The organism is Reyranella sp., from assembly GCF_036558665.1.
In the GTDB taxonomy this organism is placed as follows: Bacteria; Pseudomonadota; Alphaproteobacteria; order Reyranellales; family Reyranellaceae; genus Reyranella.
In genome coordinates, this window is the sequence record NZ_DATBFE010000097.1 from 1 (window position 1) to 23,535 (window position 23,535).

24 protein-coding genes are annotated in these 23,535 nt (G+C 64.6%); 11 read left to right on the top strand and 13 right to left on the bottom strand.

The window, feature by feature from the left end:
* The first annotated feature begins 421 nt into the window (after positions 1-421).
* The 3 genes from VH499_RS15820 to VH499_RS15830 all read left to right on the top strand — a co-directional run bounded on the left by VH499_RS15820 (position 422) and on the right by VH499_RS15830 (position 3,963).
* On the top strand, positions 422-1,732 hold the full coding sequence (locus tag VH499_RS15820; RefSeq protein ID WP_332053708.1) for an adenylate/guanylate cyclase domain-containing protein: 1,311 nt from the start codon (positions 422-424) through the stop codon (positions 1,730-1,732).
* A gap of 193 nt (positions 1,733-1,925) precedes the next feature.
* Positions 1,926-2,972, top strand: coding sequence for a TIGR03617 family F420-dependent LLM class oxidoreductase (locus VH499_RS15825; RefSeq protein WP_332053709.1), 1,047 nt, complete (start codon positions 1,926-1,928; stop codon positions 2,970-2,972).
* 4 nt (positions 2,973-2,976) lie between these two features.
* Positions 2,977-3,963 carry an LLM class flavin-dependent oxidoreductase gene (locus tag VH499_RS15830; RefSeq protein WP_332053710.1) on the top strand — a complete coding sequence of 329 codons (987 nt, stop codon included), beginning with the start codon at positions 2,977-2,979 and terminating at the stop codon, positions 3,961-3,963.
* Positions 3,964-4,007: 44 nt separating this feature from the next.
* Here the strand turns inward: VH499_RS15830 and VH499_RS15835 are convergent, their stop codons facing one another.
* The 7 genes from VH499_RS15835 to VH499_RS15865 form a co-directional block, all read right to left on the bottom strand.
* Positions 4,008-4,796 (bottom strand): class I SAM-dependent methyltransferase, encoded by a 789-nt coding sequence (locus VH499_RS15835; RefSeq protein WP_332053711.1) that lies wholly within the window; start codon positions 4,794-4,796, stop codon positions 4,008-4,010.
* 146 nt (positions 4,797-4,942) lie between these two features.
* The gene (locus VH499_RS15840; protein ID WP_332053712.1) at positions 4,943-5,719 is read right to left on the bottom strand and encodes an ABC transporter permease; all 777 of its coding nucleotides are present in this window, start codon (positions 5,717-5,719) and stop codon (positions 4,943-4,945) included.
* Positions 5,716-6,504 (bottom strand): ABC transporter ATP-binding protein, encoded by a 789-nt coding sequence (locus VH499_RS15845; protein WP_332053756.1) that lies wholly within the window; start codon positions 6,502-6,504, stop codon positions 5,716-5,718. Before VH499_RS15845 ends, VH499_RS15840 begins: the two co-directional genes overlap by 4 nt.
* A complete protein-coding gene (locus VH499_RS15850) occupies positions 6,501-7,514 on the bottom strand; it encodes an ABC transporter substrate-binding protein (RefSeq protein WP_332053713.1) in 1,014 nt (337 codons plus the stop codon). The genes VH499_RS15845 and VH499_RS15850 overlap by 4 nt, the downstream gene beginning before the upstream one ends.
* A gap of 64 nt (positions 7,515-7,578) precedes the next feature.
* Positions 7,579-9,339 carry a glucan ABC transporter ATP-binding protein/ permease gene (locus VH499_RS15855; protein WP_332053714.1) on the bottom strand — a complete coding sequence of 587 codons (1,761 nt, stop codon included), beginning with the start codon at positions 9,337-9,339 and terminating at the stop codon, positions 7,579-7,581.
* A gap of 127 nt (positions 9,340-9,466) precedes the next feature.
* On the bottom strand, positions 9,467-10,645 hold the full coding sequence (locus VH499_RS15860; RefSeq protein WP_332053715.1) for a M20 aminoacylase family protein: 1,179 nt from the start codon (positions 10,643-10,645) through the stop codon (positions 9,467-9,469).
* A 72-nt stretch (positions 10,646-10,717) separates the two neighbouring features.
* Entirely contained in the window at positions 10,718-11,215 is a 498-nt protein-coding gene (locus VH499_RS15865) for an Lrp/AsnC family transcriptional regulator (protein WP_332053716.1), read from the bottom strand.
* A gap of 112 nt (positions 11,216-11,327) precedes the next feature.
* On the opposite strand from VH499_RS15865, the gene phhA reads away from it, so the two are divergent.
* Both phhA and VH499_RS15875 read left to right on the top strand, forming a co-directional pair.
* A complete protein-coding gene (gene phhA / locus VH499_RS15870) occupies positions 11,328-12,080 on the top strand; it encodes a phenylalanine 4-monooxygenase (RefSeq protein ID WP_332053717.1) in 753 nt (250 codons plus the stop codon).
* A gap of 36 nt (positions 12,081-12,116) precedes the next feature.
* The gene (locus tag VH499_RS15875; RefSeq protein WP_332053718.1) at positions 12,117-12,518 is read left to right on the top strand and encodes a RidA family protein; all 402 of its coding nucleotides are present in this window, start codon (positions 12,117-12,119) and stop codon (positions 12,516-12,518) included.
* 2 nt (positions 12,519-12,520) lie between these two features.
* Here VH499_RS15875 and VH499_RS15880 read toward each other — a convergent pair whose 3' ends face one another.
* The gene (locus VH499_RS15880) at positions 12,521-13,441 is read right to left on the bottom strand and encodes an SMP-30/gluconolactonase/LRE family protein (RefSeq protein ID WP_414709799.1); all 921 of its coding nucleotides are present in this window, start codon (positions 13,439-13,441) and stop codon (positions 12,521-12,523) included.
* Positions 13,441-14,841, bottom strand: coding sequence for an aspartate aminotransferase family protein (locus VH499_RS15885; protein WP_332053720.1), 1,401 nt, complete (start codon positions 14,839-14,841; stop codon positions 13,441-13,443). The genes VH499_RS15880 and VH499_RS15885 overlap by 1 nt, the downstream gene beginning before the upstream one ends.
* A gap of 99 nt (positions 14,842-14,940) precedes the next feature.
* On the opposite strand from VH499_RS15885, the gene VH499_RS15890 reads away from it, so the two are divergent.
* Positions 14,941-16,143 carry a pyridoxal-phosphate-dependent aminotransferase family protein gene (locus tag VH499_RS15890; protein WP_332053721.1) on the top strand — a complete coding sequence of 401 codons (1,203 nt, stop codon included), beginning with the start codon at positions 14,941-14,943 and terminating at the stop codon, positions 16,141-16,143.
* Between the two features lie 2 nt (positions 16,144-16,145).
* Here VH499_RS15890 and VH499_RS15895 read toward each other — a convergent pair whose 3' ends face one another.
* Complete coding sequence (locus tag VH499_RS15895) at positions 16,146-16,886, bottom strand: carbonic anhydrase (RefSeq protein WP_332053722.1); 741 nt, start codon at positions 16,884-16,886, stop codon at positions 16,146-16,148.
* 40 nt (positions 16,887-16,926) lie between these two features.
* Here VH499_RS15895 and VH499_RS15900 point away from each other — a divergent pair, with 40 nt between their 5' ends.
* Positions 16,927-17,706, top strand: coding sequence for an enoyl-CoA hydratase/isomerase family protein (locus tag VH499_RS15900; RefSeq protein ID WP_332053723.1), 780 nt, complete (start codon positions 16,927-16,929; stop codon positions 17,704-17,706).
* 3 nt (positions 17,707-17,709) lie between these two features.
* On the opposite strand, the gene VH499_RS15905 is transcribed toward VH499_RS15900, so the two are convergent.
* Both VH499_RS15905 and VH499_RS15910 read right to left on the bottom strand, forming a co-directional pair.
* Positions 17,710-17,919, bottom strand: coding sequence for a DUF1127 domain-containing protein (locus VH499_RS15905; RefSeq protein WP_332053724.1), 210 nt, complete (start codon positions 17,917-17,919; stop codon positions 17,710-17,712).
* A gap of 53 nt (positions 17,920-17,972) precedes the next feature.
* Complete coding sequence (locus tag VH499_RS15910; protein WP_332053725.1) at positions 17,973-18,716, bottom strand: fumarylacetoacetate hydrolase family protein; 744 nt, start codon at positions 18,714-18,716, stop codon at positions 17,973-17,975.
* A gap of 36 nt (positions 18,717-18,752) precedes the next feature.
* On the opposite strand from VH499_RS15910, the gene VH499_RS15915 reads away from it, so the two are divergent.
* Entirely contained in the window at positions 18,753-19,931 is a 1,179-nt protein-coding gene (locus VH499_RS15915) for an amidohydrolase family protein (protein ID WP_332053726.1), read from the top strand.
* The gene (locus VH499_RS15920; protein ID WP_332053727.1) at positions 19,928-20,758 is read left to right on the top strand and encodes an enoyl-CoA hydratase; all 831 of its coding nucleotides are present in this window, start codon (positions 19,928-19,930) and stop codon (positions 20,756-20,758) included. The genes VH499_RS15915 and VH499_RS15920 overlap by 4 nt, the downstream gene beginning before the upstream one ends.
* A 75-nt stretch (positions 20,759-20,833) precedes the next feature.
* Here VH499_RS15920 and VH499_RS15925 read toward each other — a convergent pair whose 3' ends face one another.
* Positions 20,834-21,454 (bottom strand): glutathione binding-like protein, encoded by a 621-nt coding sequence (locus VH499_RS15925; protein ID WP_332053728.1) that lies wholly within the window; start codon positions 21,452-21,454, stop codon positions 20,834-20,836.
* Between the two features lie 67 nt (positions 21,455-21,521).
* Here VH499_RS15925 and VH499_RS15930 point away from each other — a divergent pair, with 67 nt between their 5' ends.
* Together VH499_RS15930 and VH499_RS15935 are read left to right on the top strand one after the other, a co-directional pair.
* Entirely contained in the window at positions 21,522-22,151 is a 630-nt protein-coding gene (locus VH499_RS15930; protein ID WP_332053729.1) for a TetR/AcrR family transcriptional regulator, read from the top strand.
* 51 nt (positions 22,152-22,202) lie between these two features.
* Positions 22,203-23,534, top strand: a complete 1,332-nt coding sequence (locus VH499_RS15935) for an outer membrane protein (protein WP_332053730.1) — start codon at positions 22,203-22,205, stop codon at positions 23,532-23,534.
* Position 23,535: the final 1 nt, after the last annotated feature.

Below are 23,535 nucleotides of genomic sequence, written 5' to 3' on the forward strand. Positions count from 1 at the left end.
GGCCACCGCTAACGCGTGCTTCTTCTTCGCCGTGTCGAACCCGACAAATACTTCGCTATACTTCTTCATGGTCCGCCCTCTGTGCATGAGGCTCGGCTCGGCCCACCCGAGCAACCCTCGCTATCTCTATTGCACGAGGGGACGGACCGCCGTTCTCAGCCGACGGACATAACGTCTAGGGTCAAACCCATAAAGTCTGCCCTATGTGTCGGCTTCCGGCCTGTGAGCGATACTCTTCGCATTTGGAGGGCAAAGCGGACATCCCATTAGAGTGGGCCCACTTCTCAGTTTGACCCATAGCGGACATAGTGAACCAGCAAATGCACTGTTGAGCTCCTGTTGAAGGTCGGTGGGTACTGCTATGCAAAGCCTCCGGGCCTGTAGCACTAGCCCGAGTGGCCCGGTAGGTTGGATGCCAGCCATGGTTGTCGAGACGCGCTACGTTCAGAGCGGCGAGGTTTTCGTCGCGTACCAAGTCACGGGACAGTCAGGACCGGACCTGATGATTGCGCCGGGTTTCGTCTCGCATCTCGAGCACAATTGGGAGCAGCCACTCGTTGCGCAGTTTCATAATGCTTTGGGCGCTTTTTCGCGCCTAATCTGTTTCGACAAGCGTGGGACTGGCTTGAGCGACCGCGGCGTCGGCGTCCCACATCTTGACCAACGAATCGACGACATCCGCGCCGTGTTGGACGCCACAGAATCCCGTAGGACCTACCTATTCGGTATGTCCGATGGCGGCGCGATGTCGATGCTGTTCGCCGCAACCTACCCCAAACGAGTCGCCGGGCTGATTTTATTTGGCTCCTATGCTCGCTCGGTGGGATCGGCTTTCAGTCAGGACGATCTTGCGGCGATGGAACGGGTCTTCCGAGAAACATGGGGACAAGGTAAGACCGTCACCAATCTCGCTCCTTCTCTTGCTAATGATCGTAAGTTCGTTGAATGGCTGGCGAAGTGGGAACGTTTGGGTGCGAGTCCGACTGACGCGATCAAATTGTTGCGTATGAATCGCGAAATCGACGTTACGGCTATACTGCCGACGATCCAGGTGCCGACCTTGGTCTTCCATCGTAGCAACGATGCGCGCATTCGCGTCGAAGCCGGGCGTGAACTTGCCGAGAAAATCCCCAATGCCCGATACGTGGAATTTGCGGGAGCCGATCATTCGCCATACAGCGCCGATCAAAGCAGGATTATTGAGGAGCTACGCCAGTTCATGGGCGCGTCGCCTCCTAGCCTAGAAACCGACCGTGTGCTTTCGACGGTTCTGTTTACCGACATTGTTGGATCAACAAAGCGTGCGGTTGAGGCTGGCGACCAACAATGGCGCTCAACGCTGGACGCCCATCATGCCGCCGTGCGCGCGGGGCTCCAACGTCATCGGGGACGCGAAGTGAAGACAACAGGTGACGGCTTTCTCGCGCTGTTCGACGGCCCGGCGCGAGCTGTGCGCTGTGCGCAAGAAATAGTCCGAACAGTACGACCCCTCGGCCTCGAGATTCGGGCCGGCGTTCATACCGGCGAAGTAGAGATGATGGGCGACGATGTGGGCGGCATCGCTGTTCATATAGCTGCGCGCGTGGCGCAAAGGGCTAGCGCCAGCGAGGTGCTAGCATCGAGCACGGTCAAGGACTTGGTTGCGGGTGCCGGGCTCAAGTTCGTCGACCAGGGCCCAGCTGAGCTAAAGGATCTCGGTGAGCCGATACGCCTGTTCAGCGCCGTAGCGTGAGACTTCTTGGAATTCATGTTCCGCTTGTGGCCCATCTCCGACGAACCGCGTGATGTTGCCGAAGTCTGCAATCAGAGCGGAAGCGGACACGGGTACGACTTAATGGGTTTTGACCCTAGCGACGGGTCGTTCGTTCGGGTCGCTCAACTGCGATACTGTGGCGCCGACCTTGCAATCGACCTTGGGAGCGGTCATGCGCGTATTCACTGAACTGCCGCTGGCCGATTGGCGCAGCGTGAGACAGGTCGCTGAAACAGCCGAAGCCGCGGGCTTCGACGCCCTGATGACGGTCGAGCTCGGCCACGACGTGCTGGCGCCGCTCGCTTTCGCCGCCCTCGCCACCGAGCGGGTGGAGCTCACTCCGTCGATCGCCGTCGCCTTCCCGCGCAGCCCGACCGTCCTCGCCTCGCAGGCGTGGGACCTTCAGGCCAACTCGCGCGGGCGGTTCGTCCTCGGGCTCGGCCCGCAGGTCAAGGGCCACAACGAACGGCGCTTCGGCATTCCGTGGAGCCCGCCGGCGCCGCGCCTGCGCGAGTATGTCGAGGCGCTGCGCGCCATCTGGCGGTGCTGGGAGATGGGCGAGAAGCTCGACTATCGCGGCAAACACTACACGCTGACGCTGATGACTCCCGACTTTTCGCCGGTGCGGACCGGCCTGCCGATGGTGCCGGTGACGATCTCGGCGGTCGGGCCGGCGATGCTGCGACTGGCGGGCGAGCTGTGCGACGGCGTGCGGCTTCATCCGCTTTGCAGTCGCCGCTATCTCGAGGACGTCTGTCTGCCGACCATGCTCGAGGGCATGGAGCGCAGCGGACGCAGCCGCGCGCACTTCGACATCCATGGCGGCGGGTTCGTATGCACCGGCCCCGACGAGGCAGCGGTCCGCAAAGCGATGGAAGCAGCACGCTTCCGCGTCGCCTTCTACGGTTCGACCAGGACGTACATGCCGATCCTGGCCCTGCATGGGCTGGAGGATCTCGGCCGGAAGCTGCACGAGATGTCGGTACAGGGCCAGTGGAAGGAAATGGCACGGCAGATTTCCGACGACACGCTGCGCATCTTCGCCGCCTGCGGCACCTACGCGGAGGTCGTCCCCGAGATCGAGCGACGCTTCGGCGGCGCCGCCGACTCCATCACCATTCCCTTGCCGCCAGGCTGGGAACTCGAGCCAGTTCGCGAGATGCTCGCCGGGATCCATCGAATTCCGCGGGCATTTCGAGGCTTCAAGACGGAAGGGTAGGAAGATGGACCTTCCTCTCGACGATCGACTTCGCCTCGGCGTGCAGACGATCCATCGTCGCACTGAACCCGGAGTCGGCCCGTGGCGACCGAATATCGACGAGCTGGTGAAGCTGGTCCAACTGGTCGACCGCAGCGGCTACGACTCGCTGTGGGTCGGCGATCATGTCTCCTTCGCCCTGCCCATCCTCGATCCCTTCCTGCAGCTCGCGCAGGCTGCCGTGGCGAGCCGGAGACTGCAGCTCGGGACCGCGGTATATCTCCTGCCGCTGCGCCATCCGGGTCCGGTCGCCAAGCAGGTCTCGACGCTCGACCATCTCACCGAGGGCCGGTTCATCTTTGGCGTCGGCGTAGGCGGAGAGTTTCCCAAGGAGTACGAGCTCTGCGGCGTGCCGATGGCGGAGCGCGGCGCGCGCCTGTCGGAAAGCCTGACCGTGCTGCGCAAGCTGTGGACGGGCGAACCCGCAACGCATGATGGCCGCTTCTTCGAGTTCGCCGACATCGAGATGCAGCCGCCGCCGCGTCAGGCCGGCGGACCGCCGATCTGGTGCGGCGGCCGCTCCGATGCGGCCTTGAAGCGCGTCGCGCGGATGACTGACGGATGGATGTCCTACGTCGTCACGCCGGATATGTTCCGCGAGAGCCTGGACAAGATCGCCGAGGCGGCGGGCGGCCGCCGGACCTTCGACCGCGGCTTTGCCTCCGCGCATCTTCTCTTCACGCGCGTCGACAACACCTATGAGGACGCGCTCGAAGCCGCCACCAAAAGCCTGAGCACGCGCTATGCCATGGACTTCCGCCGCGCTGCGCAACGTTACTGCGCGCTCGGTCCGCCGCAACAGGTCGTCGAGACCATCCGCCGCTTCTACGACGTGGGCGCTCGTCACATCATCGTCGACTTCGTCGGCCCCTACGAGGAGCGCTTCGACGAGATCGAACGCTTTGCGGCCGAGGCGATGCCGCTTCTTGCCGAGCTCCGCAAGGGTCGATGATCCAGGGTCGGGGCTGGGCCGGGTGCAACCGAGCTACAAGACGCTCACCGAGAATCCGGTCGCCACGCCACCAGGGCGGAGGTTTCCACCACTTCCTCGCGGACGTCTGCGAGCGTCGTGCGGATCTCCCCCGCCATGGTTGCCATCTTCTCGCCGAGGTGCGAGGGCGAAGTGGAGCCCATCGAGAGCGCTCGCTGCACCAGTGTCTCGACGTCGATCGCACGGCGTTCGATCACACCGAAGCTTTCCAGGCGGGTGAAGGCCGAGTCGAGCAGGATCGCCTCGTGGCGAATCCAATTTGGGTCGCGTTCGTGGGGCCCGCGGTCGGGCTCGTAGCGCTCGCGGATGTCGTGCCAGACCTTGCGCCAGGCATTGGCCGGGACCGCAGGCGCCGAATCGCGGAACAACGCCAATGCGCCCGCTGGCTCGATCATCTGATCGAGCCGCTCGAGCGTGTCCACCCGGTCCATCCAATGGAACGAGCGGCCCATGACAACGAGGTGGAAAGAGCCGAGTGCCGGGTCGAGATCGTACGAGCTGCCGGCGACAAAGCGGATGTTTGCCGCCTGCCCGGCCAGCGCGCGGGCCGCGGCCAGCATCTCCGGAGAGGGATCGATCGCAACCACGTCGCGGGCGAGCGAGGCGAAGCTGCGGGCGAGTGGCCCGGGGCCACAGCCAAGGTCGAGCACGCGGTGCTGCGGGCCGAGGCCGGTGACCTCGGCGACGCGTCGGATCAGCGCCGGGGCGTAGGGTACCCGCCCTTTTTCGTAATGCGCCGCGGCGGTGCGGTACCGGTCCGGGTCGAACGGTGGCGGTGTGGGGACGAGGGCCATCAGCTTTCCGTAGAACGACGTTCGGGGTTTCTCTTGTCGGTCGGAAGAGAGGCCTATAGTCGACGTGCACGAAGACGGCAATGAACGTCGTGTAGACGAACACATCTCGGTCCCCGGAGCCCGTCACTCAGGAGTGCGTGTCGGCGCTAACCCACGATCTCGCCGCGGAATGCCCAGCGCGTCATGCGCTTCTCGACGAGGGCGCAGACGGCATACATCAGCACGCCCATGATCGCGATGGCGAACAGGCCGGCGAAGGTGGTCGGCGCATCGTTGCGCGCGCCGGCCGACAGCATCAGGAAGCCGATGCCGCGATTGCCGCCGACCGTCTCGGAGATCACCGAGCCGATGAAAGCGAGCGTGATCGCGACCTTGAGACTGGCGAAGAGATAGGGCATGGCGCGAGGGATGCCGACTTTGGTGAGGATCTCCAAATGTGACGCGCCGAGGGAACGCAGGACGTCGCGCATCTCGGGCTCGATGGTGGCGAGCCCGGTCGCGACATTGACCACGATGGGAAAGAAGCTGATCACGAACGCCGTCACCACCGCCGGCAGGGCGCCGACGCCGACCCAGATCATCAAGATGGGCACCAGCGCTACCTTCGGCACGGCGTTGAAGGCGATCAGGAGCGGATAGAGACCCGAATAGACGAAGGGCGAGGCGCCGATCGCCAGCCCCAGCAGCAGACCGCCAGCAATGGCGATCAGGAAGCCGATGAGCGACGTCCAGAGCGTTTGCCAGCAAAAGAGCAGCAGGATGTCGAAGCGTGCGAAGAAGACCTCGAATACCCTGGTCGGACGCGGCAGCAGGATCTCGGGCAGATCGAAGACGATGCAGGCGACTTCCCAGATGACGAGCAGGATCGCGATCGCGAGCCACGGCATGGCGAGCCGCAGGAAATTGCGCCGACGCTCGCTCATGCCGCGTGTTCCTGGTGGATGCGGTCGCGCAGTTCGTGGACGATCCCGACGAAATGCGGTTCGAAGGTGGTGGCGAGCGTCCGCGGCCGCGGAATGTCGATCCTGCGCGTGAGCACGATGCGGCCCGGTCGCCGACTCATGACATGGACGGTATCGGCGAGATAGACGGCCTCGCGCAGATCATGCGTCACCAATACCCCGGTGAAGCGCTTCTCGAGCCACAGCGCCTGCATCACGCCCCACAGCTCCTCGCGCGTGAAGGCATCGAGCGCGCCAAACGGCTCGTCGAGCATCAGGAGCTCGGGTTCGTGGATCAGGGCGCGACAGAGGTTGGAGCGCTGTTGCATGCCGCCGGAAAGCTGCCACGGATACTTCCGCGCAAAGTCGGCAAGGCCCACCGTGCCGAGGAGCTCCATCGCCCGCGCCTCGTATTCGGCGCGGTTGCGGCGGAAGCGGCGCTTGTGCGGCTCGACCACCTCCATGGGCAGAAGGACGTTGGCGATAGTCGTGCGCCATGCCATCAGCGTCGGATTCTGGAACGCCATGCCGACGCCCTTGACCGGGCCCGTCACCGGCTGCCCGCCCACCCGCACCTCGCCTCCGGACGGCGGCAGAAGGCCGGTCACGAGCTTCATGATCGTCGATTTGCCGCAGCCGGAGGGCCCGACCACGGCAACGAACTCCCCCTTGTCGACCGCCATCGTGGCGTCAGCGAGCGCGAGCGTCGTTTCCTTGCCCAGCCGATAGGTAAGACTGACGTGCTTGAGATCGACGAAGGTCACTATTGCGCGACCATCCGGTCGGCCTTGGGCGGCAGGAACTTGTTGGTGAAGACCTTGTCGGGTGCCGGGGCCTGCGGCAGGGCGAAAGCGTCGGAGACGAGCTTGACCGAACGGGCGAAGCGCTCGGGCTCGACATCACCCATGCCGTTCTGCTTCACGTAGGGCGTCAGGATATTGGTCTGCAGCGACAGCTGCAGACGCTCCAGTTCGAGCGCGTCATCGATCAGCGGGTCGCGCTTCTTAGCGGCGGCGACACCGAGCTTGTTGTCCTTGATCACGTCCCGCCAGCCCTTGATGGTGGCGGCGACGAATCCTTTCACCGCCTTCTCGTTCTTGGCGATTTCCTGCGAAACCACGATGCCGTTGCCGTAGACATCGAGGCCGTAGTCGACGTAGCGCATGGCGACGATGTCGTCGTACTTCACGCCGCGCGCCTTGAGGTCGAGCATCGAGGAGAAATAGTGACCCGAGATGAAATCGACCGAGCCTTGCACCAGGCTCTGCTCGCGAAGCTGGGGCGTGAGGTTCACATGTTCCCACTTGGTGATGCCGTTCTTCCTGGCGAAGGCGGGAAACAGGCGGAACGAGGCATCGAACACGGGCGCGCCGAGCTTCTTGCCCTCGAGATCCTTCGGCACCTTGATGCCGCTCTTCTTCAGAGCATAGACGCCGAACGGGGCGAAATCGTAGGCCATGAACACGCAGAGCACTTCCTTGCCCGGGTTCTTGGCGTTGTACTCGATGGTCGAGTTCACGTCGGCGAAGCCGATCTGATAGGCGCCCGTGGCGACGCGCTGGACGGCCCCGGCCGAGCCCTGGCCCGGGTCCATGGTGACGTCGAGTCCCTCGGCCTTGTAGTAGCCCTTCTCCAGCGCCACGAGGAACGGCGAGGTCGGGCCCTGGAACACCCAGTCGAGGGTGAACTTGATCGGCGTCTGGGCCTCGGCCGGCAGCGCCCCCGATGCCATTGCCATCGCCACGACGATGCCCAACGCCTTCATTCCTTTGCCCATGCAAGCCCCCTCGACTGCTGTCGGCCGACTCTTAGGCGGGCCACGCCGATCCGCCAAGGGGATATCAGGCAGATTCCGTGCCGATTTGCTGGCTGGCCACGAGGGTGGCGAAAACCCGGCCTTTTTCCATAAGCTCGCGATAGCCGCCGCGCTCCACTATCTGTCCCTGGTCCAGAACGATCACCTGATCGGCGTCGCGAATGGTCGAAAGGCGATGGGCGATGACTAAGGTCGTCCGGCCCTTCATCAGGACCTTGAGTGCCTTCTGGATGCGCGCCTCGGTCACCGAGTCGAGTGCGCTGGTGGCCTCATCGAGAATCAGGATCGGCGGATTCTTGAGCAGCGCGCGCGCAATCGCGAGTCGCTGCCGCTCGCCGCCCGACAGGGTCGTGCCGCGCTCGCCGACCAGCGTTTCATAGCCTTGCGGCTGGCGCAAAATGAAGTCGTGCGCCTCGGCCAGCCGGGCCGCCTGCTCGAGCTCGGCTTGCGTCGCGTCCGGCTTGCCGATCCGCAGATTGTCCGCGATCGAGCGATAGAACATGGTCGAGTCCTGGAACACCACGCCGATGTTGCGGCGAAGCGACTCGAGCCTGATGTCGCGATGATCGATGCCGTCGATACGGATCGTGCCCGACTGGGGGTCCCACATGCGATGCAAAAGCGACAGCGCCGTGCTCTTGCCCGCGCCCGTGGGGCCGACAAGGGCCACGGTCGTTCCGGCGGGCGCATGCAGCGAGAAATGCCGCAGCGCCGGTCGAAGGCCGTCATAGGAGAAGCTCACATCCTCGAAATCGACGTCGCCCCTGGCGCGGCCCGGATCGATGCCATCGGGCTTGTCCGGCACCGTGGTCTGGTGGTCGATGACGCGAAAGAAGTCGGCCAGCGCCGGCATCTGGAAGAAGATGCGGCTCACGAAGCCCGACGCCTGGTCCATGCGGCTGATCAGCATGGCGGCAAACCCCATGAAGCTCACGATCTGGCCGACGCTCGCCTCGCCGCGCGTATATAGCCAGGTGCCCAGTACGAAGATCGAGATGACGGTGATGGTCGAGGCAGCCCGCGTCAGCACCGACAGAAGCGCCCACCAGTTCAACACCGGATACTGCACCGCAAGCGTCTCGCCGATGATGCGATTGAGCTCGCGGGTCTCGGCGGCCAGTCGAACGAAACTCTGGATCAGATGGATGTTGCCCAGCGCATCGCCCGCCCGGCTCGCAAGTTCGCTGTGATGGTCCTCGACCCGCGCCTGCAGCTTGTCCGTCTTGCCGACCACCCAGGCATTGGCGGCGGCAAAGAACAGGATCAGCACGATCAGCAGCAGCGCCAATCGCCAGTTCATGAACAGACTCAACGGCAGCATCACGAACAGCGCGACGAAGGTCGCGAGGTTCTCGCGGAAGAAACTGAGCCAGATGCCGAACAGGTGATCGACGCCGGTCAGCATCACCTTGAGCAGGCGGCCGGAGTGCTGGGCGTTGTGGAAAGCGAAGGGCAGCACCAGCACATGCTCGAAGTAGCGCGCCATCGCACCCAGGCGACGGCGGTGGGCCATGCGGTCCGCCTGCAGCGAAACCACGATGTTGGCGACGATGCCGCCCAGTCCCACCACCGCCCACAGGGCGAGCAGCTCCCGCGCGTTCGACCACAGCGTCGCGGTCGTCTCGTTGCGGGCGTTCGACAGCAGGTCGACCACCTTGCCGAACAGCACCGGTTCGTAGAACTGCAGGGCCGCGACGACGACATTCGCGAGGGCCAGCGTGATCGCGAGTCTTCGCTCGTCGCGCAGCAACCCCAGGACGCGGCCGTAGACCCGGAAGAATTCCATTCAGAGCATATCGTCGCGAGACGCCACTAGGGTTTCGCCGTGTCATTCCGAGCGGAGCGAGGGATCTTTCCTGTCACCGAAAGATGCTTCGCTCCACTCAGCATGACAAGAGAGGCGGAGGCGTCAACTAGGCCGTCGGTTGCTCGCTCAGGAAGCGTTCGACGGTGCGCACGAAAAAGCTGACGCCGAACGGGATCGCCATATCGTTGAAATCGTAGCGCGAGTTGTGGAGGCTCACGGCATCCCTGTCGCCGCCGTTGCCCAGCCACACCATCGCACCCGGCACCTTCTCCAGCATGTAGGAGAAATCCTCCGCCCCCATGCTGGCGCGCACATTGTCCCGGACGTTGCCCTCGCCGCAGACACCGGCCGCCACGTCGATGGCGAAGCGGGCACGGGCCGCATTGTTGACCGTCGGTGGGTAACCCGGCTTGTGCTCGAGCGCGATCCTGACGCCGTACATCTTCTCGGCGCCCTCGCAGATTTCCTCGATGCGACGCCTCACCAGGGCGCGATTCTCGGGCGTGGTGGTGCGCGTCGTACCGCCGATATGTGCGTCGCCCGGGATCACGTTGTAGGCCGAACCCGCCTTGAAGAATCCCACGGTCACGACCGTCGAATCGATCGGATCGATGTTGCGGCTGACGATGGTCTGCAGCGACATCACGATGCTGGCACCGGCCACCATGGGATCGAACGTGGCGTGCGGATGAGCAGCGTGGCCGCCCTTGCCGGTGATGCGAATGTCCCAGCGGTCGGCCGCAGCCAGAAGAGGACCGGGCTTCGTGACGATATGGCCGAGCGGCACGCCGGGCTTGTTATGGATGGCGAACACCGCGTCGCAGGGGAACTTCTCGAACAGCCCGTCCTCGATCATCGCCCGCGCGCCGCCGCCGCCCTCCTCGGCCGGCTGGAAGATGAAGTGCACCGCGCCCTCGAAGTCGCGCGTCTCGCTCAGCACCTTGGCCGCGCCCAACAGCATGGCGGTGTGGCCATCGTGACCGCAGGCGTGCATGCGGCCGGCGTTCTGCGAGCGATGGGCGAAGTCGTTGGTCTCGTCCATCGGCAACGCGTCCATGTCGGCGCGCAGGCCAATAGACCTTACGGAGTTGCCCTTGCGCAGCGTGCCCACGAGGCCCGTCTTGCCGAGTCCGCGGGTGACTTCGAGCCCCCATTCCTGCAGCCGGGCCGCGACGATGTCGGAGGTCCGGTTCTCTTCATAGGCGAGCTCGGGATGGGCGTGGATGTCTCGGCGGATCGCGGCAATCTCGCCCTGGATCTCCAGGGCACGCGGCAGAACGGGCATCAAGCTACTCCGGATGGAAAGACCTCGCGCATCATAGACGGAGCATGGATTGCAACGCCATGCGTGAACCATCTACCTCATGCGCTTTTGCGGCAGAACCTTGGGGGGAAAGGGTGCCCAGGCCAGGTCGTTCTTCACCTGCTGCATAATGAAGGAAGAGCGCGTGCCCTTGACGCCCGGCATGCGCAACAGCGCTTTCATCGCGAAATCACTGAATTGCGCGAGGTCGGCGGCGAAGACATGGACCAGGAAATCCATGTCGCCGGTCACCGCATAGCAGGCCACCACCTCGGGCCGCGCGCGGATTGCGGCTTCGAAAGCTTCAACGATCTTCTCGGAGTGATCGTCGAGCGTAACCTCGACCAGCGCCTGCAGGTTGAAACCTGCCGCCGCCGGCGACACCAGTGCCGCATAGCGGCCGATCACCCCCTCCCCTTCCAGCCGCTTCACGCGGCGCTGACAGGGCGTGGGCGAAAGGCCGACATGGTCGGCGAGATCGACGATCGACAACCGGCCTTCGGCCTGCAGGGCAGCGACAATGCGTTTGTCGAGGTCATCGAGTTCGATCATGGATGTTTCCGCCTATCTCGGGTTGATCCCTGGAGAATATCTCCAAAACGCGACCGGATCGCGGCTGAATTTGCCGGGATTCGCTCCACCCCTCACCCCCATATTTATCGGTATGGAGACCCTTGCCCCTCTGGACACGCTGCGCGGCGACTACCGCGCGATGGCGGTCGACTGGACGGTGCCGCAGGACCTCGATTCCTATTCGACCGAGGATCAGGACGTTTGGCGCCTGCTCGCCGAGCGGCAGACGCGGCTGGCGGAACGCCATGCCTGCGCCGAGTTCGTCCAGGGACTGCGAACACTGGGCATCAGCGAGGCGATTCCCGATTTCGCCGAGGTGAACCGGCGACTCGAGCCGCTGACCGGCTGGCGTGTCGTCGGCGTGCCAGGTCTCATTCCCGACCAGGCCTTCTACGATCATCTCGCCCACCGGCGGTTTCCGGTCACGGTCTGGATCCGCAGGCGCTCGGAGATCGACTATCTCGTCGAGCCGGACCTGTTTCACGACTTCTTCGGCCACGTGCCGTTGCTCAGCAATCCAGTGTTCGCCGACTACATGCAGCTCTATGGCCAGCGTGGCATCGAGGCGGGACCGAGCATCGATCTCCTGGCGCGCCTCTACTGGTACACGGTCGAATTCGGCCTGATCCGCACGCCCGCGGGCCTCAAGATCTACGGTGCCGGCATCCTCTCCTCGGCGAGCGAAGTGAGGCATGCGATCGAGGGCAAGGATGTGGAGCGGCTGCCCTTCGAGGCTTCCCGCGTGATGCGCCGGCCCTACGAGATCGACAAACTCCAGCACACCTATTTCGTGCTCGACGATTTCCGTCAGCTCTTCGAGGCGGCCAGGACGCGCATCGCCTGATGCTATACTTCTCCACTTGAACAGGGGAGGAGCCTCATGACCATCCGCCGCGTCACGTCAGCCGCCGTGCCCGAACCGCCGCCCGAGCGCTGGTCCAACTGCCTGGTGTGCGACGGCATCGCCTACGTTTCGGGCATGACCGCGCGCGGCACCGATCCGAAGGTACTGGCCGGCATGGACGAGTACGAGCAGGCCAAGCAGATCTTCGGCAAGATCAAGGGCATGCTCGAAGCGGCGGGCGGCGCGATGGCCGACGTCGTCAAGGTCACCATCTTCGTGACCAACATCAAGAACAACATCAAGGTCTGGGCGGCGCGGCGCGAATTCTTCAGCGGCAACTTTCCCGCCTCGACGCTGGTCGAGGTCAGAGCGCTCGCCGCGCCGGAGATCCTCGTCGAGATCGAGGCCATCGCTCATATCGGCAAGGGCCCGCGATAACCTCAGGTGTGCGAGTACATTGGCTTGCCGGCCGCCGGCATGGTCGCCTTGACGATTGTGCCACCGGCCACCTTGGCACTCGGGCGCGAGACCACGAGGTAAAGATCGTGGCCTGAAAACGCGATGTTGGTGCAGAAGATGTCGTCGCCGGCATCGACATGATGCGTCGGCCGGCCGAGATGATCGAAGCGCCACGCCGTCGTGCTGGGATGTGCGATCACCAGCCCGCCCTCCGAATCGAGAGCCATGCCGTCCGGGCCGGCATGGCCGCCGGTCATCTGGATGAAGAGGCCGACCTTGCTCGCCGTCCCGTCCGCCATCAATGGCAGCCGCCATACCGCGTTGCCCCGTGTGACGCCGACATAGAGCACATTCTCGCTTTTGTTCATGACCAGACCGTTGGGGCTGGGAACGGTGTTCACCAGCATGGTGAGCTTGCCCGCCGTGTCGTAGCGATAGACGCGGCCCGTCGGGTCGTGCAGGCCGGTCTGACCCTGGTCGGTGAAATAAAGATCGCCGTTGGCGGCGAAGAAGAGATCGTTGACGCCCTTGAAGCTCTCCGAGCCGCGCGTCTCGACGAGCGGCACCACCTTGCCGCTCGCGGGATCGAGCAGGACGATCCCGCGCCTGTAGTCGGTGATGAAGACGCGGCCGTCTTTGTGGATCTTGAGGCCATTCGGCCAGCCGTCATATTCGGTGACGAGCGTCCATTCGCCCGCGGGGCTGATGCGGAACACGCGACCAAAGGGAATATCGGTGACGTAAAGGTTGCCCGCCCGGTCGAAGCTCGGCCCTTCGAGGAAGCTGTCGAGCTCCATGCCGGCGGCATTGGCGTCGGCCCACGCCGTCCGCCGCTTCTTGCGGAACTTGTCCGGCAGACGGGAGAATTCCGTTGCTGGCACGGGTTTGGTCATTCCATACATCAGGCCGCCTTCACCTCGCGTTCGGCCTTCAAGGCGCGCACGGTCTGGCGCAGCGCATGCACGGTCTTCTCGATCTCCGCGCCGCCATGCGTTGCCGAGACGAAGCCACCCGGCGCCCCCATGACGTCAACCCCGTGCGTCATCAGGCCCATGCGGATCTTGCCCGTGAGCGGGCCCGAGCGCGCGCCCTTGAGCTTGGCGAAGCCCATCTTCAACGGATCGAACGTCGCGGGATCGAGCGCCTCGCCGGCCGGATTGGGATAGATCAGAAAGGTCGAGGACTGGCCGTAGATGCCCCATGGCACACTTTCCTCGACCAGCACCTGGCGCAGCGCGGCCCGCAGCTCGGCCGCGGTCTTGTTGGCCTTCTCGGCGAGATCCTCGTCGCGCACCATCGACAGTGCCGTCACCGCGGCGGCGGCCGACAGCGGATTGGCGTTGTAGGTGCCGGGATGGGCGATCTTCTCCTGGTTCTTCGCCACCGTCGCCGCATGATCGATGCGATCGAGGATCTCGCGCTTGCCGGCGACCGCGCCGCCCGGCAGCCCGCCTGCCACGATCTTGGCGAGGATGCAGAGGTCGGGCGTGACACCCAGCGCCTTCTGGGCGCCGCCGGACGACCAGCGAAAGCCGGTGATAACCTCGTCCATCAGCATCACGACGCCGCGGCGCGCCGTCACCTCGCGAATCGCCTGGGCGAAGCCCGGCGGCAGCGGCACCTGGCCCCAGGAGGCGCCCGACGGCTCGAACATCACCGCGGCAATGTCGTCGCGCTCCTCGAGGAGCTTCACGACGGGAGCCACATCATCGGCCGGCATCAGGACGGTGAGATCGGCGACGCTCTGCGGAACGCCCGGCGTGGTCGTGCCGTCATAGTGGGAGACCGCGCCGGCAGCGACGGTGTCGTGCCAGCCATGAAAATGGCCGACGAAGCGCACGATCCGCTCCTTGCCGGTGTGGGCGCGCGCCAGGCGAATCGCCATATGCGAGGCTTCGGTGCCCGAAGCCGTGAAGCGCACCTTTTCCGCCGACGGAACCAGTTCGCAAACCAGTTCGGCCCAGCGCACCTCGAGTTCATGGCTCGACCCGTAGTGTGTGCCGAGATCCATTTGCCGCTTCACCGCTTCGGCGACCGCCGGATGTGAATGGCCCAGCAGCAGCGCACCATGGCCGCCGAAATAATCGACATACTCGTTGCCATCGACATCCCATTTGCGGGCGCCACTGGCCCGGGCGACATGGATCGAATAGGGCTCGAGGTAGCGTGCATCATGCGTGATCCCGCTCGGCAGCACCTTTCGGGCACGCTCGAACAGCGCTGCCGAGCCGCCGGTGCGCGCTCGATAGTCGGTGACGATGGCGGAGTTGGTCTTGCCGGCACCGGCGTTCTGGGTACTCATTTGCCCTCACGTAACTAATGCCAGAGCATCGCAAGCCTAGCTTGCCTCGCCAAGGGGCGCGGTCCTATCGTCCGTGTCTTTCGCAGACCGGAGCCGCAAGTGAACGCCCCAGTGAATGCCCCCGTGAACGTGAAGCCGCGCGGACGCCAGTTCTTCAACAACCCGGGTCCGACCAACATTCCCGATCGCATCCTGCGCGCCATGGACCGGCCGGTCATGGACTTCCTGGCGCCGGAATTCCTGGAAATCCAGCGCGCCTGCATGGCCGGCGTGAAGCGTATCCTGAAGACCGACCAGACGCTCTTCGTTCATGCCTCGACCGGCCATGGCGCCTGGGAAGCGGCAGTGGCCAACCTCTTCTCGCCTGGCGAGACCGTGCTGGTGGTGGAGACCGGCTACTTCTCGATGGGCTGGAAGGAGATGGCCGAGACTCTGGGACTCAAGGTCGAGACTGTGACGGCCGACTGGCGCAAGGGCGTCGACGTGGCCAAGGTCGCCGAGCGGCTGTCCAAGGACAAGGCACACGAAATCAAGGCCGTTCTCGCCGTGCACAACGAGACCGCGACCGGCATGGTGCTGCCTCTCGCGGAGATCCGCCGCGCGCTCGACCAGGCCAAGCATCCGGCGCTGCTGTTGTCCGACACGATCTCCTCGCTCGGCAGCATGGAGTACAAGATGGATGCCTGGGGAGTCGACGTCACGGTCGGCGGCAGCCAGAAGGGCCTGATGATGCCCACGGGCATGGCACTCACCGGCGTCAGCACCAAGGCGCTCGAAGCCTCGCGCAAATCGAAGTTGCCGAAGTACTACTTCAACTGGCAGCTGATGGAGGCGCGTCCGCCGCAGCGCTTCATCGGCACCGTACCCGTGCACTTCTTCTTCGGCCTGCAGGAATCGATCAAGATGCTGGAGGAAGAAGGGCTCGATGCAGTGTTTGCGCGCCACGCCCGCCTTGCCGAGGCAACGCGCGCGGCCGTCCGCGCCTGGGGAGCAAACGGCAAGGGCCCGACGCTCTACGGCCAGACGGTCGACCGTCTGTCCAATTCGGTGACGACGGTGCTGATGCCCGAGGGCGTGAGCTCGGACGGCCTGCGCAAGGCGGCGCTCGAGCGCTACAACCTGTCGCTGGGCGGCGGGCTTGGGCCGCTGATGGGCAAGGTATTCCGCATCGGCCACCTGGGCGACCTCAACGAGCCGATGTTGCTGGGCTGCCTCGCCACCACCGAGCTCGCCATGAAGACGGCCGGCGTGCCCTTCGCACCCGGCGGTGTCGATGCCGCGATCGAATCCCTGGCCGGATAAGGCTAGAACGCCGGTTTTCCGGCCGCGACAGCGATCAGTCGCTCGGGCTTGATCGACGAGAGGGACGTGTCCTTCGCCACCGTCGGCGCGACATCGACTCCTTCGACCGACTCGAAACGAACTGTTGCCGGATTGAAGGCGTAGAGCTGGCCCTCGACGAGATTGAACCACCAGGCGTGCAGCCGAAGCTTCCCTGCGGCGACGCGGTCCGCAATCCAGGGAAAGCTCATCAGATTGACGACGCTGTTCAGCACCGCCGCCTGCTCGACGGTGCGGACGACCTGTTCCCGCGGCTTTCCCGCAAGCTGGCGCACGGCGAGGTCGCGCACTTCCTGTGCGACGGCCGTCCAGGTCGAGAGATAGTCGTAGCTCGCATAGGCGCTCGACCGCTCGCCGTCGACCAGGGCGGCGATGCCGCCGCACAGCGCATGCCCCAGCACGACGATATGGCCGACTTCGAGGCCGCGCACCGCGTACTCGATCGCCGCCGACGTGCCGTGCTGACGCTCATCGGGCGGGATCTGGGCAGGCGGCACCATCGCCGAGATGTTGCGCACGGTGAAGATATCGCCGGGCCGCGTCCGCGTGAGGATCCCGGGATCGACGCGCGCATCGGAGCAGCCGATGACGAGGACCTCCGGCGACTGGCCTTCGGTGGCGAGCTTCTCGAAAAGTTCGGGATGCTCGCGGTAATAGCCCAGGCGGAATTCCGTGAAGCCCTTCAGAAGTCGTTCAAACGGCATGATGTCTCGCCTACGATATGGTCATTCCACGGAAAGGGACATGACCCAGGACCTGCTCTACGACAAGCGCGGCGACATCGGCTGGATCACCTTCAACCGGCCCCAGGCCCGCAACGCGCTCACCTTCGCGATGTATGAAGGATTGGCCGAGATTTGTGGCCGCGTCGCCACGACGCATGAGGCCAAGGTGCTGGTCATCACCGGCGCCGGCGACAAGGCCTTCGCCGCCGGCACCGACATCGCCCAGTTCAAGTCGTTCAAGGACGGCGATGACGGCATCGCCTACGAGCGCAAGATGGATCGCATCCTCGACGCCGTCGAGCGGTGCGCCGTGCCGACGATCGCCGCGATTGCCGGATACTGCACCGGCGGCGGGGCCGCGATCGCCGCCGTCTGCGATTTCCGCATCGCTTCAGTCTCGGCCCAATTCGGCTTCCCTATCGCGCGCACCCTGGGCAACTGCCTTTCCATGCCCAACTACGCGCGTTTGGCGTCACTGATCGGTCCGCAACGCGTCAAGGAAATGATCCTGCTCGCCAAAATGATGGATGCAACGACTGCACTGCAGGTGGGGCTGGTCAGCGAAGTGCTGCCGGGCGCAGCCGGGCTGCATGCGCGGGCGCAGGAACTGGCTTCGACGCTCGCCGGCCATGCACCTCTCACCATGCAGACCACCAAGGAAGCACTGCGCCGGCTGCAAGCCAAGCTGGGCGACGAGAATATTGACGATTTGATCCGCCACACGTACGGCAGCGCCGATTTCCGCGAAGGCATGAGCGCGTTCCTGGAGAAGCGGCCGCCGAAGTGGAGCGGCCGCTGACGGTCACCCTTGCCAGAAGCGCTTGCGGCATTCCAGCCACTGCTCGGCGCGGCTGATGCCGATATCGACCAGCCTGCGATCGTCGAGCATGGCGAGATGGCGCCGCGAGCGGCTGCGCTCACACCACAAAGCCAGCGTCGACCGAATGGAGGGCCAGAGGCGCGATGTGCGCGTCCCCGCCGCAGAAGCGTAGAAGCGAAGGGCGGTTTGCATCGGCCGACAATGCCAACCAACCTGCGTTCCAGGTTACGGCCGCAGCCGAAGCGTCAGAAGCTCGCCTCGACGGAACCGAAACCAACAAACTCGCCTCGAGCGCTCGTGCCGGGCGGATAGTATCGCAAGCCGGTCCAGGAGCCGGTCGTGATCGCCTGACCTCTACGGATGCCGCCGCGAAGGCGCACGGCATGATCGATCATCCAGGCCAGCGGCCGTACCGGATCGACGGCACCAAGTCCGCCCTTCTGGTCGACGTCGACCTTGCCGTCGACCACGAGCCTCACCCGCAGATTCGGCCAATCGAGCGTGCGCCACGCCTCGATGCCATCGCCGATCACAAGCGCGTGGTTCATCTGGTTGTCGGCGAGAAGCCATTCGGGATCGACGTTCTTGAAGTCGGCGATGCGCGTGTCGACCACCTCCATGCCGACGAAAGCGTCGCCCACGATATCAAGGGCCTCGTTTCGTCCGACCGGTTCCCTGCGCGCAGGAATGTCACGCACGATATGGAACGAGATCTCGATCTCCACGCCGATCATGTGCATCGCCCTGCCGTCGAACCTGGCCGGCGATCTGACCAAAGCATCGGCCAGCAGCGGCGCCGCGCTCGGCTCCGCCGTCGGTGTGCGTGCGCCGACTTTCCAGCCGGACACCGGCCCGGTCTCGGCAGCGACCCCGTCCTGGACGGCGTAGACCGCACTGCGGTCCGATAATGCGAACGGCGGCGTCATCTGCTTGCCGGAATGACGCGCCTCCAGCAGCAGACGAACGGCATAGGAAAGGTCGGTCGTCATGTTAAGCTCCGGTCCACACCAAAGACCGGAGGGAACATGCCCTACGCGAGCGGCCGCGTCATTCACGACGCCGACGCGCACATCATGGAAGTGCCGGGCTTCCTCGAACGGCATCTCGAGGCGAAGTATCGCGCCATCGTCACCGACGCCGTCCTGTTCCCCCGGCGCGAAGGTTTCCATAGTCATCTCACCGACATCCATCGCGGCGAAGCTGCGGTGGCGTTCGATGATTCGGAAATCATGCTGCGCAAGAACTGGGATGCGCTCGGGTCCTTCCGCAAGCACGACCGCGCCCGCTCGATCGACCTCTTGGGCTTCGCCAGCCAGCTCATGTTCACGACAGCGCTGCTCAACTACTCGACCGCGCTGGAAGGCGGCCAGGATCACGATCTCGCTTACGCGGTCGCGCGCGCCCATGCGCGCCACATGGTCGATTTCTGCTCGGTTGACCGGCGCCTGCTGCCGACCGGCTACGTCCCGCTGCTCGATTTCGAGCGCACGGCCACGGCGGCGCGCGAGGCGATCGAGCTTGGCGCCAAGGCACTGCTCATTCCGTCGCGCTGTCCCGACGACCACTCGCCGAGCCATATCGGCTTCGATCCTCTGTGGGCGATCACCCAGGAAGCGGGCCTGCCGATCGTGTTCCATGTCGGCGGCGGCGGAAAGCTCCTGGAAGAGGCCTATTTCAACAACGGTCTGCCTCCGGTGCCCGACTTCCATGGCGGCGACGACAATTTCAGGTCGATCGACTACATGGCGATCGCCTATCCGCCGATGAAGGCGCTGACGGCACTGATCGTCGATCGCGTGCTCGACCGTTTCCCCCGACTGAAGTTCGGCGTCATTGAGCAGGGCGCCTCGTGGGTGCCGGGCTGGATGCGCAACATGGATTCCGCGCACAACGCCTTCTACAAGAACGAGGAGCGGCTGCGGAAGATGTCGCTCAAGCCCAGCGAATACGTGCAGCGCCAGGTACGCGTCACGCCCTATCCGCACGAGGATGCAGGCTGGATCATCGCCAATTCGGGTGACGAGGTGTGCCTCTTCTCCTCGGACTACCCGCATGTTGAAGGCGGCCGTCATCCGATCAAGCGCTTCGAGGCATCGATGGCGAAGGCCGGGACCACCGAGGCGCAGAAGCAGCGCTTCTACTGTGACAATTTCGTCGACCTCATGGGCGCGGGCCTCGCGCCCGAACTGCGGGCAGCGGCATGAAGAGCTACGCGACGCTCCTGACCGAACGCACCGGCGCGGTCCTCAAGATCACGACCAACCGGCCGGAGGTGCTGAACGCCCAAAGCCGGATCCTGCTCGAGGAGCTGGACGACGCCTTCAAGGCGGCGATCGACAATGACAAGGTGCGGGTCGTCATCCTGGCGGGAGCGGGCAAGCACTTCTCCGCCGGCCACGATCTCGGCAGCCCGCAGGAGATGGAGGACCAGAAGAAGACCCTGCTCGAGCCCGGCTTCAAGGGCGAGTACCGCCGGCTCTGGGAGCGTTTCTTCGAGAACACGATGCGCTGGCGCGATCTCCCCAAGCCCACCATCGCGCAGGTCCAGGGCTACTGCATCATGGGCGGCATGATGATCGCGTCGGCCTGCGATCTCATCATTGCCAGCGACGATGCGCTGTTCGCCGATCGTGCCGTGAAGTGGGGCGGCGCCCATGTGCAGTACTTCTCGATGCCGTGGGACCTCGGTCCGCGCAAGGCCAAGGAGTATCTCTTCACCGGCGATTTCATCACCGCAACGCAGGCCGAGAAAGCGGGCCTCGTGAATCGAGTGGTGCCGCGTGCGGAACTGGAGGAAGAGACGATGGCGCTTGCTCAACGGATCGCCGAACGAGATCCTTTCGCGCTGAAGTTCGCCAAGGCATCCGTCAACGAGATGCAGGACGCTCAGGGCTGGCGCCAGGCGATGGAAGGCGCCTTCAAGAACTACATGCTCACCATCCCGCATCGCATCGAGCTCGGCACCTACGGGCCGGCGGCACGGGAGAAAGCGCCGAAGGAGCGGTTCGGCGTTCTCAACAGGAAATCATAGTCTTCCGGCCCGCGAGCGTCCGGCTCGCTTCTGGATCCGAGCGAGCCAGAGGCTCGCGGTCCGAAAGAGAGAAGGCTACGCCGCGCGCCGCTTGCGCTCCTCCATCTCGACGCCCATCGCCTGAGCCACCGACGGGCGCCGCAGGTGCTTCTGGTGATAGGCATGGATCGTCGGCCACTTCTTGAGGTCGCAGCCCACGAAGCCGAACCAGTTGAGCAGCGTCACGAGATAGGCATCCGCGACCGTAAACCCGTCGCCGACCAGATAGCTGCCGCTGCCGAGCCGCCGCGCGATGTAATCGAGCGTTGGCTCGAGCAACGCCTTGGCAGCCGCCTTCGCGTCCGCCGGCGCGGCCGGCGAGAAGATCGGCTGGAACAACTTCTTGTGCACCTCGGTCGCGAGATAGTTCAGCGTGTCGATAAGGCGGTAGCGCGCGATCGTGCCCCAGGCCGGCGCGAGACCCGACTCGGGCCTGCGGTCGGCGAGATACTGCAGCACCGAGGAGCCTTCGTTCAGTATCTCGCCATCATCCAGCCGCAGGGCGGGTACGTAGCCGTTGGCGGCGATGGCGAAGAAGTCGCCGCCATCGTCGGTCTTCTTGTCCCTCACGAAGCGAACTCTCACCGGCAGGCCGGCCTCGAGGACGGTGATGTGCGATGCGAGCGAGCAGGCCATCGGTGAAGCGAACAGTTCCATCGCATCCTCCATGTTTTTATGCGATGCTGTACAAAAATCCGGTGGAGCGGCCGAGTCAAGGATTAATATGCGAGACAGTACAAAAATAGTCGAGCCGCCTCCCAAGCGCCCGCGTGGCCGGCCGCGCTCATTCGATACCTCGGAAGTACTTGACCGCGTGCGCATGGTGTTCATGGACAAGGGCTTCGCCGGCGCCTCGCTCGACGAGCTCGCCGAAGCGGCCGGACTCAACCGGCCGAGCCTCTACGCCGCGTTCGGCGACAAGGAGCAGCTCTATCTCCATGCCTTGCGATTCTATGGCGACAAGAGCCTCGCCGGCCTCGAGACCATCCTTGGTGGCAAGGGATCGATCGAGCGGCGTCTCGGTCAGGTCTACAACGCCGCCATCGATCTCTATACGGCGCCACCCAGGCCGCGTGGCTGTCTGATCGTCGGCACCGCGGCCGTCGAGGCGCCAACCCATCCCAGGATTGCGGCCATGGCGCATACGTTGCTGCTGGAATTCGAGCAGTGCTTCGAGGCGACCTTTGCCAAAGCGGTGGCGGCCAGAGAACTCGGCCGCTCGCCGAGCCCGGCGGCCCGCGCGCGGATGGCGGGCTCGCTCCTCGATACTCTCGCTATTCGCGCCCGCATCGGTGTTGCGCCGGCGGAACTCAAGGCCTTCGCAGCCTCGATGGTCCCGGCCATTTGTGGCTAGGCCCGCTTGTGTGCTAAATTACTTTAACTCCCCTTCGTAAGCGAATGAAAAATGTTGAAAATTGTCCGCTATTCTATTGCCGCGATGATGGTCGGCATGGGCGCTGCCTCGGCCCAAACACAACCCATCGACATTCCTGCTTCAGCCTACGGGCCGGCTTGGACCGGCTTTTATGTCGGCGCCGCGTTCGGCGTCGAAGCGATGGTCGACCGATTGAACACCTCGGCAGCCGGGACATCGCTCAGCGTCGATGGGCTGGGCGGCCAGGGTGTCCTGGGCTCGATCTATGGCGGCGTCGACTATCAATTCATCCCGCAAGCCTTGATCGGCGCGTTGGCTGAATTGTCCTATGGCGGTCTCGATTCGACGGTCTCGGCTCAGGTGCCGGGCGCCGGCGCGACGCTCACCAGTCATCCCGATCTCAGCTGGGCCCTGCTGGTCCGTGCCGGCGTGCTGCCGACGCCCTCCACCCTGCTTTACGGCATCGGCGGTTATGCCGGCCAGAGTCTCCATACGACCGCGACCGCATTCGGCGGCGGCGGCTCCGCCTTCTTCGACAGCCGCGACACGTTCAACGGCTGGACCGTCGGCGCCGGTATCGAGACGCGGTTGGGCGCCGGCTGGACGACCAAGGTCGAATATCGCTACAGCCAGTTCGAGCAGAAGACCTTGCCGGGCACGGCCCTGAGCTTATGGCCTTCGATCCACACTGCACGCCTCGGCCTCACCTATCGGTTCGGCGCGCCAGGCGGGGCTAGCACTCAAGCAGCGGAGATGGCATCCGAGCGCAGGGTCAACTGGACCGGCTTCTATCTCGGCGGCGCCGGCGGTGCCGGCGCCTTGAGCAACAACGTGAACGCTAGCTTCGGCGGCGCTTCGGCAAGCGCCAATACGGGTGGCCAGGGACTCCTGGGATCGGTCTTTGCCGGCGCCGACTATCAGTTCGCCGACCGCGCACTGGTCGGTGTGATGGGCGATCTCACCTGGGCCGGCCTGCAATCGACCACGACCACCGCCGCCGGCAACGCTGGCGCCACGGTGAACTCGCGACAGAACATGTCCTGGAGCGTGTTGGCGCGCCTGGGCTTCCTGCCGACACCGTCAACTCTGCTCTATGCGGCCGGCGGCTACACGGGCACCACCTTCACGACGACGGTCTCCGCTGCCGCCGGCGGCGCCTTCGCCTCCATGTCGCAGGACAACACGCTCAGCGGTTGGACGATCGGACCGGGTGTCGAGATCCGCATCGCCGACGGCTGGTCGACGCGCGTCGAATATCGCTACACACAATTCGAACAAGTGTCGGCGAATGGCGCGACTTTCCAGCCCTCCGACCAAACCATTCGCGCCGGGCTTTCCTACAGGTTCGGGGGCGGCTACTAGT